The sequence below is a fragment of the Pantoea latae genome, assembly GCF_002077695.1.
Lineage (GTDB): Bacteria > Pseudomonadota > Gammaproteobacteria > Enterobacterales > Enterobacteriaceae > Pantoea > Pantoea latae.
In genome coordinates, this window is sequence record NZ_MWUE01000032.1 from 12,312 (window position 1) to 29,117 (window position 16,806).

A 16,806-nucleotide genomic window follows, 5' to 3' on the forward strand; every position below is an offset into this window, starting at 1 on the left:
CGGTGAAGGCCGCTAACGGCGCGCCTTCCACCGGATCCGCTGGCGTCACCCGACAATATCTGTTATCAGGTCTGACGTTTAACCGCTAAAGCCTGCGCTTCTGGCTGGACGATACTTATTACGCATACGGAGTTTCGCGATGACAACACAACCGATGAACATTACGCTGAGCCACCAGCCCGCTGATGCGCGCTGGGGCGAAAAAGCGATTCTGACCAGCAACGACAGCGGCCTCACCATTCATCTGAGCGGCGCGGATCAGCTCACTACCATTCAGCGCGCGGCGCGTAAAATCGACGGCCAGGGCATTCGCCATGTGGCGCTGAGCGGCGAAGGCTGGGATCTCGAGCCGTGCTGGGCGTTCTGGCAGGGCTATCGCGGGCCGAAAGGGCAGCGCAACGTGGTGTGGCCTGCGCTCAACGAGCAGGATCAGGCGGAATTTTCCCGCCGTCTGCGCATTATCGACTGGGTGCGCGACACCATTAACCTGCCGGCCGAAGAGCTGGGTCCGGAAGATCTGGCGCACAGCGCGATCGATCTGATCCGGGAAGTGGGCGGCGACGCGGTCAGCTATCGCGTCACGCGCGGCGACGACCTGCGCGCGCAGGGCTATCTTGGCCTGCACACCGTGGGTCGCGGCTCCAGCCGTCCGCCCGTGCTGCTGGCGCTGGACTACAACCCGAGCGGCGACGAGAGCGCGCCGGTCTTCGCCTGCCTGGTGGGTAAAGGCATCACCTTCGACACCGGCGGCTACAGCCTGAAGCAGAGCGCCTTTATGGACTCGATGAAGTCCGATATGGGCGGCGCGGCCACCGTGACCGGCGCGCTGGCGCTGGCGATTGCGCGCGGCCTTAAGCAGCGCGTGAAGCTGTTCCTCTGCTGCGCCGACAATATGGTCAGCGGCAACGCCTTCCGCCTCGGCGACATCATCCGCTACCGCAACGGCAAATCGGTCGAAGTGATGAACACCGATGCGGAAGGGCGCCTGGTGCTGGCCGACGGCCTGATCGACGCCAGCGAACAGCAGCCGACGCTGCTGATCGACGCCGCGACGCTGACTGGCGCGGCGAAAACCGCGCTGGGCAACGACTACCACGCGCTCTTCACCTTCGACGACGTGCTGGCGCAGTCGCTGATGGGCAGCGCCACCAGCGAGAACGAGCCTTTCTGGCGTCTGCCGCTGGCGGAGTTCCATCGCAGCCACTTGCCGTCTAATTTCGCCGATCTCAACAATATCGCCAGCGCGGCGCATGCAGCGGGCGCCAGCAGCGCAGCGGCGTTCCTGTCGCACTTTGTCAGCCGCTATCAGGAGGGCTGGCTGCACATTGACTGTTCGGCGACCTACCGCAAAGGCGCGGTGGATCAGTGGTCGGCGGGCGCAACCGGTATCGGCGTGCGCACCCTGGCGAACCTGCTGCTCAAGTAAAGGATCTGGCGACGGCGCGCGCCGTCGCCTTAGCGAGAAAGGCAAATCATGAACCGTCTTGAAGAAGTGCTGAAGCTGGCGGCGACCGAGCCGGCGCACCGTCCGGAATTTTTTCAGCTGCTGCTGACCGCCGACGTCTGGGTGCCGGGCGAAAGCACCGAAGCCCAGTTCGCGGCGGATACGCCGGTCGAGCTGCAGCACTGGGAAAAAGAGGATGGCCGCAGCGTCATTCCGTTCTTTACCTCGCAGGAGGCGATGAGCGAAGCGATTGCGGGCGAGCAGGCTTATCTGCGCCTGCCGGTGCGCACGCTGTTTGAGATGACGCGCGGCGAAACGCTGTTCCTCAATCCCAAACTGCCGGACGGCAAAGAGTTTTCTCCGGCGGAGATTGCGCATCTGCTGGGGGAAGAGGGCGACGCCCTGAGCCAGCAGACCGTGCTGGAAGGCGGCCACGCGCTGCTGCTGTCGGAGGTGGCGACGCCACCCGCGCAGATGATCGACTCGCTGACGCAGCTGTTCAGCAAATACAAACAGGTGCGTCGCGCCTTTGTCGCCAGCATCCGCGAACGCGCGGACGAGCAGCCCAATCTGCTGATCGGCATCGAGGCGGAAAGCGACATCGAGGCAATTATCCAGGCGGCGGGCCGCGTCGCAACAGACACGCTGCCGGAGGACGCGCCGATCGACATCTGCGAAGTGGTAGCGGACGAGAAGGGCATCAGCCACTTTTTTACCGCCCACATCACGCCGTTTTACGAGCGTCGCTGGGGCAGTTTCCTGCGCGATTTCAAAGGCAGCCCGCGCATTATCTGATTCGGGTGCGGCGTCCTGCCGCACCTGCTGTTTACTTCTCGATCGGCAAATCGTCCCGGCTGCCCCATTCGCCCCAGGAGCCATCATAGAGGGCAACGTTGCGCGCGCCCAGCACGGTCAGCGCCAGTATCACCACCACGGCGGTCACGCCTGAACCGCAGCTCGCCACCACCGGCTTATCCAGCTTCACGCCCGCGCGGGCGAAGATTTCGCGCAGCTCCGCTTCCGGCTTCAGCGCGCCGTTCGCCACCAGTTCGTTCCAGGGCAGGTTAAGGCTGCGGGGAATATGACCGCGATGCAGACCCGGACGCGGCTCATCCACCTCGGCGTTAAAGCGGTTCGCCGCGCGCGCGTCAACGATCTGCGCGCCGCCTTCGTGGCTGATCAGCAGCACATCGGTCAGGCGTTTAACCTGGGTCTCGTCGAAGGTCGCGTCGAATTCCCCTTCCGGCAGCGCGACCGGTCCGGTGGCCAGCGGCAGATCGGCCGCTTTCCAGCCCTGCAGGCCGCCCGCCAGAATCGACACCTGTTCCACGCCGAACGCGCGCAGCATCCACCAGGCGCGCGGCGCGGAAAACAGGTTGCCCTCGTCGTAGACCACCAGATGCTTATCGCTGTTAACGCCCAGCTCGCGCATCGCCACGGCGAAACGCTCGGCGCGCGGCATCATATGCGGATAGGGGCTGGTGTGATCGGAAAGCGCTTCGATATCGAAAAAAGGCGCGTTCGGCAGATGACCCGCCAGATACTCCGCCGTGATATCGCGCACCGCCTCCTGGCCAGGGGGGAGCATGCGGGCGTCCAGCACCTGCACGCTCTCCTCGGCGTAATGCTCCTGTAACCAGTCGGCGGAAACAAATATGGCTGTCATAGCAACCTCTTCTTATCGTCAGGAAAAGCCCAGTGTCGGGGAATGTGAAGGCTATCTCAAGGGCGGCATTGCTAAAATTGCGGGTTTGCGGTGAAATTGCGCGGCGAAATTATACCATCTGGGACGGGTAGGGGATTGACCATGGAAAGAGCTGTTAAACGCCTGCTCTCTGGCGTCGTGCTGGGCGCAGCGCTGCTGGGCGGTGCCACCTTTATGCTGACCGCCGCCGAGCCGACCGCGCAGCAGGCGGCGAAAACGCTGAGCGTGATCGACTTTTCTGAGCTGCAGCTGGACGGCGCGGCCGCGCTGGTACTGACCTTCAACGCGCCGCTCGACGACAAGCAGGATGTCGCCGCGCAGGTCACGCTGGTTGACGACAGCAGCGGCAAGGTCGACGGCGGCTGGGAGCTGGCGCAGAACGGCAAGTCGCTGCGCTTTCGCCATCCAGAACCTTCGCGCAAGCTGACGGTCAACGTTGCGGCGGGCGTGCGCGCCGCCAGCGGCGCCACCTTAGCCAGCCCCTTTAGCCAGTCCCTGACCACGCGCGATATCCAGCCGATGGTCGGCTTCGCCAGCCGCGGTTCGCTGCTGCCGCTGCGCCTGACGCAGGGGCTTCCCGTACTGGCGCTCAACGTTTCCAGCGTCGACGTCGATTTCTTCCGCGTTAAAAGCGCCGCGATGAACGATTTCCTCGCGCAGTGGAACTACGGCAACAATCTCTCTTACTGGCTGTCGCGCGAGCTGCTGAAAAACGCCGATCTGGTCTATACCGGCCGTTTCGACCTCAACCCGGCGCGCAACACGCGCGAGAAGCTGCAGCTACCGCTGGCGGATGTGGCGCCGCTGAAGCAGCCGGGCGTCTATCTGGCGGTGATGAAACAGGCGGGCGCCTATAACTACACGCTGCCCGCGACGCTTTTTACCCTGAGCGACATCGGCCTGTCGCTACACCGCTTCCCCGGTGAACTGGAACTCTTTGCCCAGAGCCTGGCGAGCGGCACGCCCCTTGCCGACGTCAGCGTGCAGCTGCTGGATGAGAAGGGCCGACAGCTGGCCAGCGGCGTCAGCGACGGCGACGGTCATCTGCGCCTGCCGGCGCAGGGGAAAGGCAAACTGCTGCTCGCCACGCAAAAGGGCCAGACCTCGCTGATTGACCTTAAGCTGCCCGCGCTCGATCTGGCGGAGTTTCCCGTCGCCGGCCCGCAGGGCTACGACAAACAGCTGTTTGTTTTCGGCCCGCGCGATCTCTATCGTCCCGGCGAAACGGTGATCGTCAACGCGCTGCTGCGCGATGCCGACGGCAAGCCGCTGCCCGCGCAGCCACTGAAGGCCGAGGTGGTGCAGCCCAACGGCGAGGTGGCGCAATCCTTTGTCTGGCAGCCGGAGAACGGCTTCTATCAGCAGCGCTTCGCGCTGCCCGCTTCGGCGATGACCGGCGACTGGACGCTGCGCCTCAACAGCGGTGACGGCCAGCCGCGCAGCTGGATCTTTCACGTCGAAGATTTCCTGCCAGAGCGCATGGCGCTGACGTTGCAAAACAGCGACAGCCCGCTGTCGCCTGACGACGACGTCGTGTTCGCTATTGAAGGTCGCTATCTCTACGGCGCGCCCGCGGCGGGCAACGAACTACAGGGGCAGCTGATGTTGCGACCGGCGCGTGAGGCGGTCGCCGCGCTGCCGGGCTACCAGTTCGGCGACATCATGGAAGAAGAGAGCAAACGCAACCTGGATGATATCGACGACACGCTGGACGACGAAGGCAAGCTGCAGCTGACGGTAGAGAGCGAGTGGGCGCAGATCCATTCGCCGCTGAACCTGATCCTGCAGGCGAGCCTGCTGGAGACCGGCGGGCGACCAGTCACGCGCCGCGTAACCCAGGCGATCTGGCCCGCGCCCGCGCTGCCCGGCATTCGTCCCTTGTTCAACAGCGAATCGGTCTATGACGACCGCTACGATCGCTACACCCAACAGCCGACGGTGCCGGAAAACAGCGTCGCTGACTTTGACGTGGTGTATGCCAACAGCAAAGGCGAGAAGCTGGCGGCAGAGGATCTTGAGGTGCGGCTGATCCGCGAACGGCGCGACTACTACTGGAGCTTCTCCGACAGCGAAGGCTGGCAGATGCGCCACGACGAGAAAGATCTGCAGGAAGAGGCGCAGCGTATTTCGCTGGCGGCGGGCAGCAGCCGGAAGGTGAGCTTCCCGGTGGAGTGGGGATCCTATCGTCTTGAAGTGCAGGCCGGGGAGAAGATCGTCTCCAGCGTCCGCTTTCGCGCAGGCTACTGGTGGGAAGACAACACCAACGGCACCGGCGCGCTGCGCCCGGATCAGGTGAAGCTTAAACTCGACAAAAGCGTCTTGCGCCCCGGTGAAACCGCCCATGTGCAGGTGGAGTCCCCGGCGGCGGGCAAAGGCTATCTGATGGTGGAGTCGAGCAGCGGCACGCTCTGGTGGCGGCCGATTAGCGTGCCGGCGGGCGGCGCGACCATTGACGTGCCGCTCGACCCCAGCTGGACGCGCCACGACCTCTATCTCAGCGCCATTGTGGTGCGCGACGGCGATAAAGCCAGCGGCGCGACGCCGAAACGCGCCGTTGGTCTGCTGCATCTGCCAATGGCGACCGAGGCGCGGCGTCTCGACCTGACGCTGGACGCGCCGCCGAAAACGCGTCCTGACCAGACGCTAGAAGTTAAGGTGAAGGCCAGTCGCGCCGGCGGCGAACTGCCGCAGCGCATTCAGGTGCTGCTGTCGGCGGTGGACAGCGGGGTGTTAAGCATCACCGACTATAAAACCCCCGATCCCTGGGAAGGGTTCTTTGGCCGCAAGCGCTATAACGCCGATCAGTATGACGTTTTCGGTCAGCTGATTGAGGGCGGCGGACGCCTGGCGGCGCTGCGCTTCGGCGGCGACGGCGACGATGACTCGGCTTCGCGCGGCGGGAAAAAGCCGCTGACCCAGGTCAATATCGTGGCGCAGCAGCTGCAGACCCTGACGCTGGATAGCAACGGCGAGGGCACGCTGGCGCTGCCGATCCCGCAGTTCAACGGCGAGCTGCGGCTGATGGCGCAGGCGTGGAGCGACGACAGCTTTGGCGCGGCGGATCGCAAAGTGGTGGTGGCCGCGCCGCTGATCAGCGAGCTGGCGACGCCGCGCTTTATGGCCAGCGGCGATCAGGCGATGCTGGCGCTCGATCTCACTAACCTCACCGACGCGCCACAGTCGCTGAAGGTCGAGGTGCAAACCCAGGGGCTGCTGGCACTGAGCGGCGCCGCCTCCCATCGCGTTCAACTGGCGAAAGGGGCGCGCACCACGCTGCATATTCCGGTGAAAGCGCAGGGCGGCTTCGGCGAAGGCGCGGTGCAGGTGCGGGTCTCCGGGCTAACGCTGGCGGGCGAAGCGCTGGCCGACAGCCAGCGCAGCTGGACCATCGGCGTACGTCCCGCCTATCCGGCGCAGACGCTGAGTTTCGACGGCGAGATGCAGGCCGGGCAGAGCTGGCAGCTGCCCGCCAGCGCCTTTAGCGGGCTGCAGCCTGACACGCTAATCGGCCAGCTCTCGCTCAGCAACCAGCCGCCGCTGAACATCGCCTCCTATATCAGCGCGCTGTACGCCTATCCCTACGGCTGCCTGGAGCAGACCGCCAGCGGCATCTGGCCGTCGGTGTTCACGAATCAGGCGCAGCTTCGCGCCATGGGCATTAAAACAGGCAGCGACGAGGCGCGCCGCGCCGCCGTCGATACCGGCATCGCGCGTCTGACGGGCATGCAGCGCGGCAACGGCAGCTTCGGCCTGTGGAGCAAAGAAAGCGAAGAGGAATTCTGGCTGACCGCCTATGTCACCGATTTTCTGCTGCGCGCCAGCGAAGCGGGCTACGGCGTACCGGCCGAGACAATCGCCCGCGCCGACGAACGGCTGCTGCGCTATCTGCAGGATCCGGCGCAGATCGACACGCACGGCAGCAGCGACGAAGAGGCGCTGCGCTTCAGCGTGCAGGCCTACGCGGGTATGGTGCTGGCGCGTCAGCAGCAGGCGCCGCTTGGCGCGCTGCGCGCCCTCTACGAGAAGCGCGACAAGGCGAAATCGGGACTGGCGCTGGCGCAGCTTGGCGTGGCGCTGAAGCTGATGGGCGATGCGCAGCGCGCCCAGCTGGCGCTGGCACAGGGCGTTGGCCTGACGCGCGCCTCAGACAACTGGCTGGGCGATTACGGCACGCCGCTGCGCGACCGCGCCCTGATCCTCGCGCTGCTGGCGGAGAATCAGCTGATGCCGGACGCGCAGCGCGCGCTGATGAACGATCTGGCGAAAGAGGCGCGCGGCCAGCGCTGGTTCTCAACCCAGGAAAACAACGCGCTGTTTCTCGCGGCGCGCACGCTGCAGCAGCATAAGGGCGAAGCCTGGCAGGCGACGCTGGCGGGCGAGGCGCAGCCGCTGGAGAGCAGTGCACCGCTGACGCAGGGATTGAATGAGAGCCAGCTGCAGCGCGGCGTGACGCTGACCAGCCGCAGCCAGGCGCCGCTCTACGGCGTGCTCAACGTAACCGGCTATCCGCTCGCCGCGCCGACGCCGATGCACAACGTGCTCAACATCACCCGCGACTACTTTACGCTCGACGGCAAACCGGCGGATCTCGATAACCTCAGCAGCGGCCAGCTGCTGGTGGTGCGGCTGAAGATTTCCGCCAGCAAACGCGTCAGCGACGCGCTGGTGGTGGATCTGCTGCCGGCCGGTCTGGAGCTGGAAAACCAGAACCTCAGCGACAGCAGCGCCAGCCTCGGCGACGGCGCAGATGCGCTGAAAGAGAGCATGATGGATATGCAGCAGGCGGATATCCGGCATATCGAATTCCGCGACGATCGCTTTGTCACGGCGCTGGCGCTGAGCGGCTACAAAACCGAGACGCTGCTCTATCTGGCGCGCGCCGTGACGCCGGGCAGCTACCGGCTGCCGCCGCCGCAGGTCGAGTCGATGTACGTGCCGGAGTGGCGCGCGGTCGGCGCGACGCCGGAGAAAATCAGTGTCCGGTAAGCGATGAAGCAACAGGGCGGGAAAACGCGGTGGCGCTGGCTGCCGCTGGCTTTTTTAGCGCTTCTGCTGGCGCTGTTCGGCCTGGATAGGCTGTTTCCGCTGCCGCTGCGCGAGGTGCAGCCGGCGCGCGTGGTAGTGGCGGAAGATGGCACGCCGCTCTGGCGCTTCGCCGATCAGCAGGGCGTCTGGCGCTATCCGGTCACGCTCGACGAGGTGGCGCCCGCCTATCTCGAGGCGCTGCTCAACTATGAAGATCGCTGGTTCTGGCGTCATCCAGGCATCAACCCCGTGGCGATTCTGCGCGCGGCGGGGCAGAACCTGCGCGCGGGCACCATCGTTTCCGGCGGCAGTACGCTGACGATGCAGGTGGCGCGTCTGATCGATCCGCAGCCGCGCACGCTGCGCGGCAAGGCGGTGCAGGCGTGGCGCGCGCTGCAGCTGGAGTGGCACTTGTCGAAGCGTGACATTCTGACGCTCTACCTGAATCGCGCGCCCTTTGGCGGCACGGTGGAGGGGGTGGGCGCGGCGAGCTGGATCTGGCTCGGCAAGCCGCCGTCTCAGCTGACGCAGGGCGAAGCCGCGCTGCTGGCGGTGCTGCCGCAGGCGCCCGGCCGGCTGCGACCCGACCGCTGGCCGCAGCGCGCCGAAGCGGCGCGCAACAAGGTGCTGCGGCGGCTGGCGGAAAACCGCGTCTGGCCGCAGCAGCGGGTCGACGAGATCCTGCAGGAGCCGGTCTGGCTGCCGCCGCGCCAGATGCCGCAGACCGCGCCGCTGCTGGCGCGCCGTCTGCTGCAGCTCTCGCCGCAGAACAAGATTGTGTCGACGATCGATTTTTCACTACAGCGCGAGCTGGAAAGCCTCACCGCCGCGCTCAGGCCACAGTTGCCGCCGCGCACCTCGCTGGCGATGCTGGTAGTGGATCACACCGATATGCGCGTGCGCGGCTACGTCGGCTCGGTGGATCTGCGCGACGACAGCCGTTTCGGCCATGTCGATATGATCGCCAGCGTGCGCTCGCCGGGATCGCTGCTGAAACCCTTTATCTACGGCATGGCGCTCGACGACGGCCTGATCCACGGCGAATCGCTGCTGCAGGATGTACCGCGCCGCTTTGGTGACTACCGGCCCGGCAATTTCGACAGCGGCTTTCACGGCCCGGTCAGCGCCAGCGAGGCGCTGAAGCGATCGCTGAACCTGCCTGCGGTGCAGCTGCTGGACGCGCTCGGACCGAAAAGCGTAACGGCGCGGCTGCGCAACGTGGGGCTGAACCTGCGCTTCCCGCCGGGCGCGGAGCCTAACCTGTCGCTGGCGCTGGGCGGAACCGGCACGCGTCTGGATGAGCTGGTAGCGGCCTACAGCGCCTTCGCCCGTCAGGGCAACGCCGCGCAGCTGCGCTGGCTGGCGGACCAGCCGCTGCAGCAGCGTCGCCTGCTGTCGCCGGGCGCAGCCTGGATCGTACGACGTATGCTGGCGGGCGAGGCGCAACCCTCGGCCAGCGGCACGGCGGGCGACATCGTGCCGCTGGCGTGGAAAACCGGCACCAGCTACGGCTACCGCGACGCCTGGACGATTGGCATTACGCCGCGCTATCTCATCGGCGTCTGGGTTGGACGACCGGACGCCACGCCGGTCGCCGGGCAGTTCGGCTTCGCCTCGGCGGTGCCGGTGATGCATCAGGTGGCGAATCTGCTCGCCGGACATATGCCGGCCGGCGGCACGCCGCGCGATCCGCGTCCCGCCTCGGTCAGCGCGCAGAGTATCTGCTGGCCGGGCGGCCAGCCGCTGCCTGCTGGCGATGAGAACTGCCGCCAGCGCCGTCAGAGCTGGGTGCTCAACCAGACCGTGCCGCCGACGCTGCTGGCGCCAGGTCAGGAGGGGATCAACGGCCTGCGGCTGCGCTACTGGCAAAGCCCGCAGGGCGCGCGCGTGGCGGCGGACTGCCCCGACGCGCAGAGCCGCGAGCGGCTGATGTGGCCGCTGCCGCTCGAGCCCTGGCTGCCGCAGGCCGAGCGACGCGCGCAGCGCCTGCCGCCAATCGATCCCGCCTGCCCGCCGTTACAGCAGGGCAACGCGCCGCCGATGATCGTCACCGGCGTCATCAACGGACAGCATCTGCAGCCGCTGCCCGGCAGCGCGGTGCTGCTGCTGCCGGTGGCGGTGCAGGGCGGCCAGGGCGCGCGTCGCTGGTGGTTTTTAAACGGCGAACCCGTGGAGCAAACGGAGGCATCGAACCGCGTGCAGCTGGCGCTGCGCGAGGCCGGCCCCTGTCAGCTGGTGGTGATGGATGAGGCGGGACAGCTGGCCAGCGTCGCCTTTACCCGCGACTGAACCGCGGCCTGTTGCACAAAATTTGCCTGCCTGCACCGACGAAAATCAATAAATTTCCATAAATCATACGATAGCTAATAGGCAACGCCCGTTGATCTCCCTATAATCGGCGCGTTTTCTTACCGGGAGCGGGTTCCCGGTTTCTTCAGGATGCTAAAGACAGAGGTCAACATGGCAATCGAACGTACCTTCTCCATCATTAAACCAAACGCCGTTGCTAAAAACGTGATTGGCGCCATCTACAACCGTTTTGAGAGCGCAGGCTTCAAAATCGTTGGCGCTAAAATGCTGCAGCTGAGCAAAGAGCAGGCTGAAGGTTTCTACGCTGAGCACCAGGGCAAACCGTTCTTCGACGGCCTGGTCGAGTTCATGACTTCTGGTCCGGTTGTGGTGTCTGTGCTGGAAGGCGAAAACGCCGTTCAGCGTCACCGCGATCTGATGGGCGCCACCAACCCGGCTAACGCCCTGGCTGGCACCCTGCGCGCTGACTACGCAGACAGCTTCACCGAAAACGCCACACACGGCTCTGACTCTGCCGAGTCTGCCGCGCGTGAAATCGCCTACTTCTTCGGCGAAAACGAGATCTGCCCGCGCACGCGTTAATCGCGTCGAGGCCAGCTGGAGCGCGCGCTTTACAAATTTGTTGCTAGCGCGTTGCCCTCTACCCTGGCATCACACCGCAGATGTTGTACAATATCGCGCCCTTGTTGAGCCTGGCTCAGCAAGGGCGTCTTTTTTTCCTATCCTTAACCAGAGCCATAACGTGTAATAACGAGGCCAGAGAACATTATGTCCGAACAGATTGTGACGCCGTCGTCCGCTTCCCCCGTTGTTGTCGCCCCTAAAAGCGAAAAAATTAACCTGCTCGATCTTAATCGCCAGCAGATGCGCGAGCTTTTCCTCTCGATGGGCGAAAAGCCGTTCCGCGCCGATCAGGTGATGAAGTGGATGTATCACTACTGCTGCGATGATTTCGAGCAGATGACCGACATCAACAAGGTGCTGCGCAACAAGCTGAGCCAGATCGCGGAAATTCGCGCGCCGGAAGTGGCGGAAGAGATGCGTTCCAGCGACGGCACCATCAAGTGGGCGATCCGCGTCGGCGATCAGCTGGTGGAAACCGTTTATATTCCGGAAGACGATCGCGCCACGCTCTGCGTCTCCTCGCAGGTGGGCTGCGCGCTGGAGTGTAAATTCTGTTCGACGGCGCAGCAGGGCTTCAACCGCAATCTGCGCGTTTCCGAGATCATCGGACAGGTGTGGCGCGCGGCGAAAATCATCGGCGCCGCGAAGGTGACCGGCCAGCGTCCTATCACCAACGTGGTGATGATGGGCATGGGCGAGCCGCTGCTCAATCTTAACAATGTCGTGCCGGCGATGGAGATCATGCTGGACGACTTCGGTTTCGGCCTGTCGAAACGTCGCGTTACGCTCTCGACTTCTGGCGTGGTGCCGGCGCTGGATAAGCTGGGCGATATGATCGACGTCGCGCTGGCGATTTCGCTGCACGCGCCGAACGACAAGCTGCGCGACGATATCGTACCGATTAACAAGAAGTACAATATCGAGATGTTCCTCGGCGCGGTGAAGCGCTATCTGGCGAAATCAAACGCCAACCAGGGACGCGTCACCATCGAGTACGTCATGCTGGACCACGTCAACGACAGCACCGACGACGCCCATGAGCTGGCGGTGCTGCTGAAAGAGACACCGTGCAAAATTAACCTGATCCCGTGGAACCCCTTCCCAGGCGCGCCTTACGGCCGCAGCTCCAACAGCCGGGTTGACCGCTTCGCGAAAGTGCTGATGGAGTACGGCTTTACCACTATCGTGCGTAAAACCCGCGGCGACGACATCGACGCGGCATGCGGACAGCTGGCGGGCGACGTGATCGACCGCACCAAGCGTACGATGCGTAAAAAAATGGCGGGCGAGCCCATCTCTGTGAAGGCGCTCTGAAAAAGGGAAAATAGCGATTTTACCGGGTCGTGACGCGTGGCAGTCTGCCTCCACGCGCCCTCTTCGCGACCAGGAGAATCGACATGGGTAAGGGATTGCCGGCCAGCCTGCTGGCCCTGATTGTTGTAACCGGGTGTGTCAGTCGCAGCCCGCAAACGGGCGCGGCGGAGACCCGTCTGACGCTGGGGATGCACTATCTGGCGGCGGGGGATTTCGCCGCCGCGCGCCGCAACCTCCAGCGGGCGCAGGCTGCCGCGCCGCGCGACTATCGAATGGCCCTGGCGCTGGCGCGGCTGGCGCAAAAACAGGGGCGTCGCGATGAGGCGGCGCGCCGCTTTCAACAGGCGCAACGGCTGGCGCCGGCAAATGGCTTTGTCGCTAACAATTACGGTGCGTTTCTCTGCGCTTTAGGGCAGTATGACGAAGCGCATCAACAGTTTAAGCGGGCGAGGGATGCGTCGGAGAGCGAGGCCCGCGCCGATGCGTGGGAGCTGTCGGGATATTGCTATCTCCAGGCGGACGACACGCTGGCCGCGCGAGCGGCGCTGAGTCGGGCGCTCGAGGCGAATCGCGCAAAAGGCGATGCGTTGCTGGATGAGGCGGAAAAACAACGTGTACTCTATCCGGCGCGTGCTTTACTGTTAACTGAGCTTTATCAGCAATATCTGCCTGCTACGGCGCGCAGCTTAGAGTTACAGATACGTTTCGCCGCGCAACAGGGAAACGCTGCTGACGTTACACGTTATGGCGACCGGTTGGCGCGAAGTTTTCCACAATCGATACAGTACCAGCGTTATTTAGCTAATGAATACTGAAGCCACTCAAGACAACTCTGCAGTACATTCCACAGGCGAACGCCTGCGTCTGGCCCGTGAGAAAATGGGGCTGACCCAGCAAAACGTGGCTGAACGCCTGTGCCTGAAACTTACGACCGTACGCGATATCGAAGAGGACAAAGCGCCTGCCGATCTGGCGTCGACCTTTTTGCGTGGATACATTCGCTCCTATGCCCGTCTGGTGCACATTCCTGAAGAGGAACTGCTGCCGATGATGGCGAAGCAGACGCCGGTGCGCGCGGCCAAAATCGAGCCGATGCAGCACTTCTCGCTGGGCAAACGCCGCAAGAAACGCGACGGCTGGCTGATGATTTTCACCTGGCTGGTGCTGTTCGTGGTCATTGGCCTGACCGGCGCCTGGTGGTGGCAAAACCATAAAGCGTCGCAGGACGATCTGGTCTCTATGGCCGATCAGAACGGCAGCAGCGGCGACAACAGCCAGTCGATTCCGCTCGACGGCGGCAATGACGCTGGCGACCAGACCGCCGCGCCAGCCGCGCCGGACGAAACCAACGGCGCAGACGTCAGCGCGGCGGCGCCAGCCGCCAGCCAGCCCACCAGCACCGCCCCTGCGCAAGCCAGCGGCAACAGCGCCGCGCCGGCCGCAACCTCGGCAAACAACGCTGTGGTCTCGCCGAGCCAGGCGCCTGTGGACAACGCCGCCAGCCCGTCGGCCACCGCCGGCCAGCTGCCGACCAGCGCCGCCGCCGTTGGCGAAGCGGCCGCCGATCCCAACACCGTGGTGATGAACTTCAACGCCGACTGCTGGCTGGAAGTCTCGGATGCTACCGGTAAAAAACTGTTCAGCGGAATGCAACGTAGCGGTGGTAAACTCAGCCTTTCCGGCACCGCTCCCTATCGCCTGAAGATTGGCGCACCGTCTGCGGTGCAGGTGCAATACCAGAATCAGCCTGTTGATTTAAGTCGTTTTATCCGTACTAACCAGGTTGCTCGCCTGACATTGGGTGCGCAATAACGCAGCATCGCGCCCCGGGCAATTGTGGAGAAAGAATATGCATAACGAAGCACCCATTATCCGTCGTAAATCAACCCGGATTTATGTCGGCAAGGTGCCTGTCGGCGACGGCGCGCCTATCGCCGTCCAGTCGATGACCAATACCCGTACTACCGATGTTGACGCCACGGTCAATCAGATCAAAGCGCTTGAGCGCGTCGGCGTCGATATCGTCCGCGTCTCCGTTCCCACCATGGACGCCGCTGAAGCCTTTAAGCTGATCAAGCAGCGCGTCAACGTGCCGCTGGTGGCGGATATCCATTTTGACTACCGCATCGCGCTGAAAGTCGCCGAATATGGCGTCGACTGCCTGCGCATCAACCCAGGCAATATCGGCAACAACGAGCGTATTCGCCAGGTGGTGGACTGCGCGCGCGACCACAATATTCCGATCCGTATCGGCGTTAACGCCGGTTCGCTGGAAAAAGATCTGCAGGAAAAGTATGGCGAGCCGACGCCGCAGGCGCTGCTGGAGTCAGCGATGCGTCACGTCGATCATCTCGATCGCCTTAACTTCGATCAGTTTAAAGTGAGCGTGAAGGCGTCGGACGTGTTTCTTGCCGTCGAATCCTACCGCCTGCTGGCTAAGCAGATCGATCAGCCGCTGCACCTCGGTATCACCGAAGCGGGCGGCGCGCGCGCAGGCGCGGTGAAATCCGCCATCGGCCTTGGTCTGCTGCTTTCAGAAGGGATTGGCGACACGCTGCGTATATCGCTGGCGGCCGATCCGATCGAAGAGGTCAAAGTTGGCTTCGACATCCTGAAGTCGCTGCGCATTCGCGCGCGCGGCATCAACTTTATCGCCTGTCCCACCTGCTCGCGTCAGGAGTTCGACGTTATCGGCACGGTGAATGCCCTTGAGCAGCGGCTGGAAGATATCATCACGCCGATGGACGTTTCGATTATCGGCTGCGTGGTCAACGGCCCTGGCGAAGCAACGGTGTCGACGCTGGGCGTGACCGGCGGTAACAAGAAAAGCGGCTTCTACGAAGATGGCGTGCGCCAGCGCGATCGTCTCGACAACGACGATATGATCGATCAGCTTGAAGCGCGCATCCGCGCGAAAGCGACCATGCTGGACGAAAATCGTCGCATCAACGTTCAGCAGCTGGAAAACTAAGGGTCGGCGCGCGCAGCGCGACTTTGTTTAATGAACCTGTGCGGTTTCATCCTCATAAGGTATGATGCCGGACAGGTTTTTTTGCATTAAGAGATTTTAACGTGGCGAAGAATATTCAAGCTATCCGCGGCATGAACGATTATCTGCCGGCGGATACGGCTCTCTGGCAACGCATTGAAGGGTCGCTCAAGCAGGTGCTGGCCAGCTATGGCTACAGCGAAATCCGCATGCCGATCGTCGAGCAGACTCCGCTGTTTAAACGCGCCATCGGCGAAGTGACCGATGTGGTTGAAAAAGAGATGTACACCTTTGACGACCGCAACGGCGAAAGCCTGACGCTGCGCCCGGAAGGCACCGCAGGCTGCGTGCGCGCCGGCATCGAGCACGGCCTGCTCTACAATCAGGAGCAGCGCCTGTGGTATATGGGACCGATGTTCCGCTACGAACGTCCGCAGAAAGGCCGCTATCGCCAGTTCCATCAGCTGGGCGCCGAGGTGTTCGGCCTGAACGGCCCGGACGTGGACGCCGAGCTGATTATGCTGACCGCGCGCTGGTGGAAAGTGCTGGGCATCGCCGATCATGTGCGTCTGGAGCTGAACTCCATCGGCTCGCTGGAGGCGCGCGCGCGCTACCGCGAGGCGCTGGTGGCGTTCCTGGAGCAGCACAAAGAGACGCTGGACGAAGACAGCCAGCGCCGTATGTATACCAACCCGCTGCGCGTGCTGGACAGCAAAAATCCTGAGATGCAGGCGCTGCTTAACGACGCGCCGCAGCTGATGGACCATCTTGACGACGAATCACGCGAGCATTTCCAGGGCCTGTGCGCCCTGCTGGACGACGCGGGCATCGCCTATCGCGTCAACCAGCGCCTGGTGCGCGGCCTCGACTACTACAACCGCACCGTTTTCGAATGGGTGACCGAGAGCCTCGGCGCGCAGGGCACGGTATGCGGCGGCGGTCGCTACGACGGTCTGGTCGAGCAGCTGGGCGGGCGGGCCACGCCAGCCGTCGGTTTCGCTATGGGATTAGAGCGTCTGGTGCTGCTGGTGCAGGCGGTGAATCCGCAATTTGAACCGACGCGCGTTGTTGATGTCTATGTTATCGCTTCGGGCCAGGGCGTTCAGTCCGCTGCGATGCAGCTGGCGGAAAAACTGCGTGACGAAGCGCCAGAGCTGAAGCTGATGACTAACTTTGGCGGCGGCAACTTCAAGAAGCAGTTCGCCCGCGCCGACAAGTGGGGCGCGCGCATCGCGCTGGTGGTTGGCGAAGATGAAGTGAAAGCGGGTCAGGTGGTTATCAAAGATCTGCGCAGCGGCGATCAGCAAACGCTGGCGCAGACAGAGGCTGCTGCTGCATTGCGCACGCTGTTGCAGTAAGCGTGGCACGGCACCAACCAGAAAAGGAGAGGGATCG

General features: G+C 63.7%; 11 protein-coding genes. 10 read left to right on the forward strand and 1 reads right to left on the reverse strand.

Going from position 1 to position 16,806, the window contains the following annotated elements:
• The first annotated feature begins 139 nt into the window (after positions 1–139).
• Both pepB and sseB read left to right on the forward strand, forming a co-directional pair.
• On the forward strand, positions 140–1,426 hold the full coding sequence (gene pepB / locus B2J69_RS19700) for an aminopeptidase PepB (protein ID WP_081141480.1): 1,287 nt from the start codon (positions 140–142) through the stop codon (positions 1,424–1,426).
• 48 nt (positions 1,427–1,474) lie between these two features.
• On the forward strand, positions 1,475–2,239 hold the full coding sequence (gene sseB / locus B2J69_RS19705) for an enhanced serine sensitivity protein SseB (protein ID WP_081141483.1): 765 nt from the start codon (positions 1,475–1,477) through the stop codon (positions 2,237–2,239).
• Between the two features lie 31 nt (positions 2,240–2,270).
• On the opposite strand, the gene sseA is transcribed toward sseB, so the two are convergent.
• Positions 2,271–3,110, reverse strand: coding sequence for a 3-mercaptopyruvate sulfurtransferase (sseA, locus tag B2J69_RS19710; protein WP_081141486.1), 840 nt, complete (start codon positions 3,108–3,110; stop codon positions 2,271–2,273).
• 141 nt (positions 3,111–3,251) lie between these two features.
• Between sseA and B2J69_RS19715 the strand changes: the two genes are divergently transcribed.
• The 8 genes from B2J69_RS19715 (at position 3,252) to hisS (ending at position 16,769) form a co-directional block, all read left to right on the forward strand.
• A complete protein-coding gene (locus B2J69_RS19715) occupies positions 3,252–8,135 on the forward strand; it encodes an alpha-2-macroglobulin family protein (protein WP_081141489.1) in 4,884 nt (1,627 codons plus the stop codon).
• A gap of 3 nt (positions 8,136–8,138) precedes the next feature.
• On the forward strand, positions 8,139–10,463 hold the full coding sequence (gene pbpC, locus B2J69_RS19720) for a peptidoglycan glycosyltransferase PbpC (protein WP_081141490.1): 2,325 nt from the start codon (positions 8,139–8,141) through the stop codon (positions 10,461–10,463).
• Between the two features lie 171 nt (positions 10,464–10,634).
• Entirely contained in the window at positions 10,635–11,066 is a 432-nt protein-coding gene (gene ndk / locus B2J69_RS19725) for a nucleoside-diphosphate kinase (RefSeq protein WP_003848684.1), read from the forward strand.
• A gap of 186 nt (positions 11,067–11,252) precedes the next feature.
• A complete protein-coding gene (locus B2J69_RS19730; RefSeq protein ID WP_081141491.1) occupies positions 11,253–12,422 on the forward strand; it encodes a bifunctional tRNA (adenosine(37)-C2)-methyltransferase TrmG/ribosomal RNA large subunit methyltransferase RlmN in 1,170 nt (389 codons plus the stop codon).
• Between the two features lie 83 nt (positions 12,423–12,505).
• Positions 12,506–13,237 (forward strand): type IV pilus biogenesis/stability protein PilW, encoded by a 732-nt coding sequence (gene pilW, locus B2J69_RS19735; RefSeq protein ID WP_081141492.1) that lies wholly within the window; start codon positions 12,506–12,508, stop codon positions 13,235–13,237.
• Positions 13,227–14,234, forward strand: coding sequence for a cytoskeleton protein RodZ (rodZ, locus tag B2J69_RS19740; protein WP_081141493.1), 1,008 nt, complete (start codon positions 13,227–13,229; stop codon positions 14,232–14,234). The genes pilW and rodZ overlap by 11 nt, the downstream gene beginning before the upstream one ends.
• A gap of 37 nt (positions 14,235–14,271) precedes the next feature.
• Entirely contained in the window at positions 14,272–15,393 is a 1,122-nt protein-coding gene (gene ispG, locus B2J69_RS19745; RefSeq protein ID WP_033753912.1) for a flavodoxin-dependent (E)-4-hydroxy-3-methylbut-2-enyl-diphosphate synthase, read from the forward strand.
• Positions 15,394–15,494: 101 nt separating this feature from the next.
• Positions 15,495–16,769 carry a histidine--tRNA ligase gene (gene hisS, locus B2J69_RS19750; protein WP_081141494.1) on the forward strand — a complete coding sequence of 425 codons (1,275 nt, stop codon included), beginning with the start codon at positions 15,495–15,497 and terminating at the stop codon, positions 16,767–16,769.
• Positions 16,770–16,806: the final 37 nt, after the last annotated feature.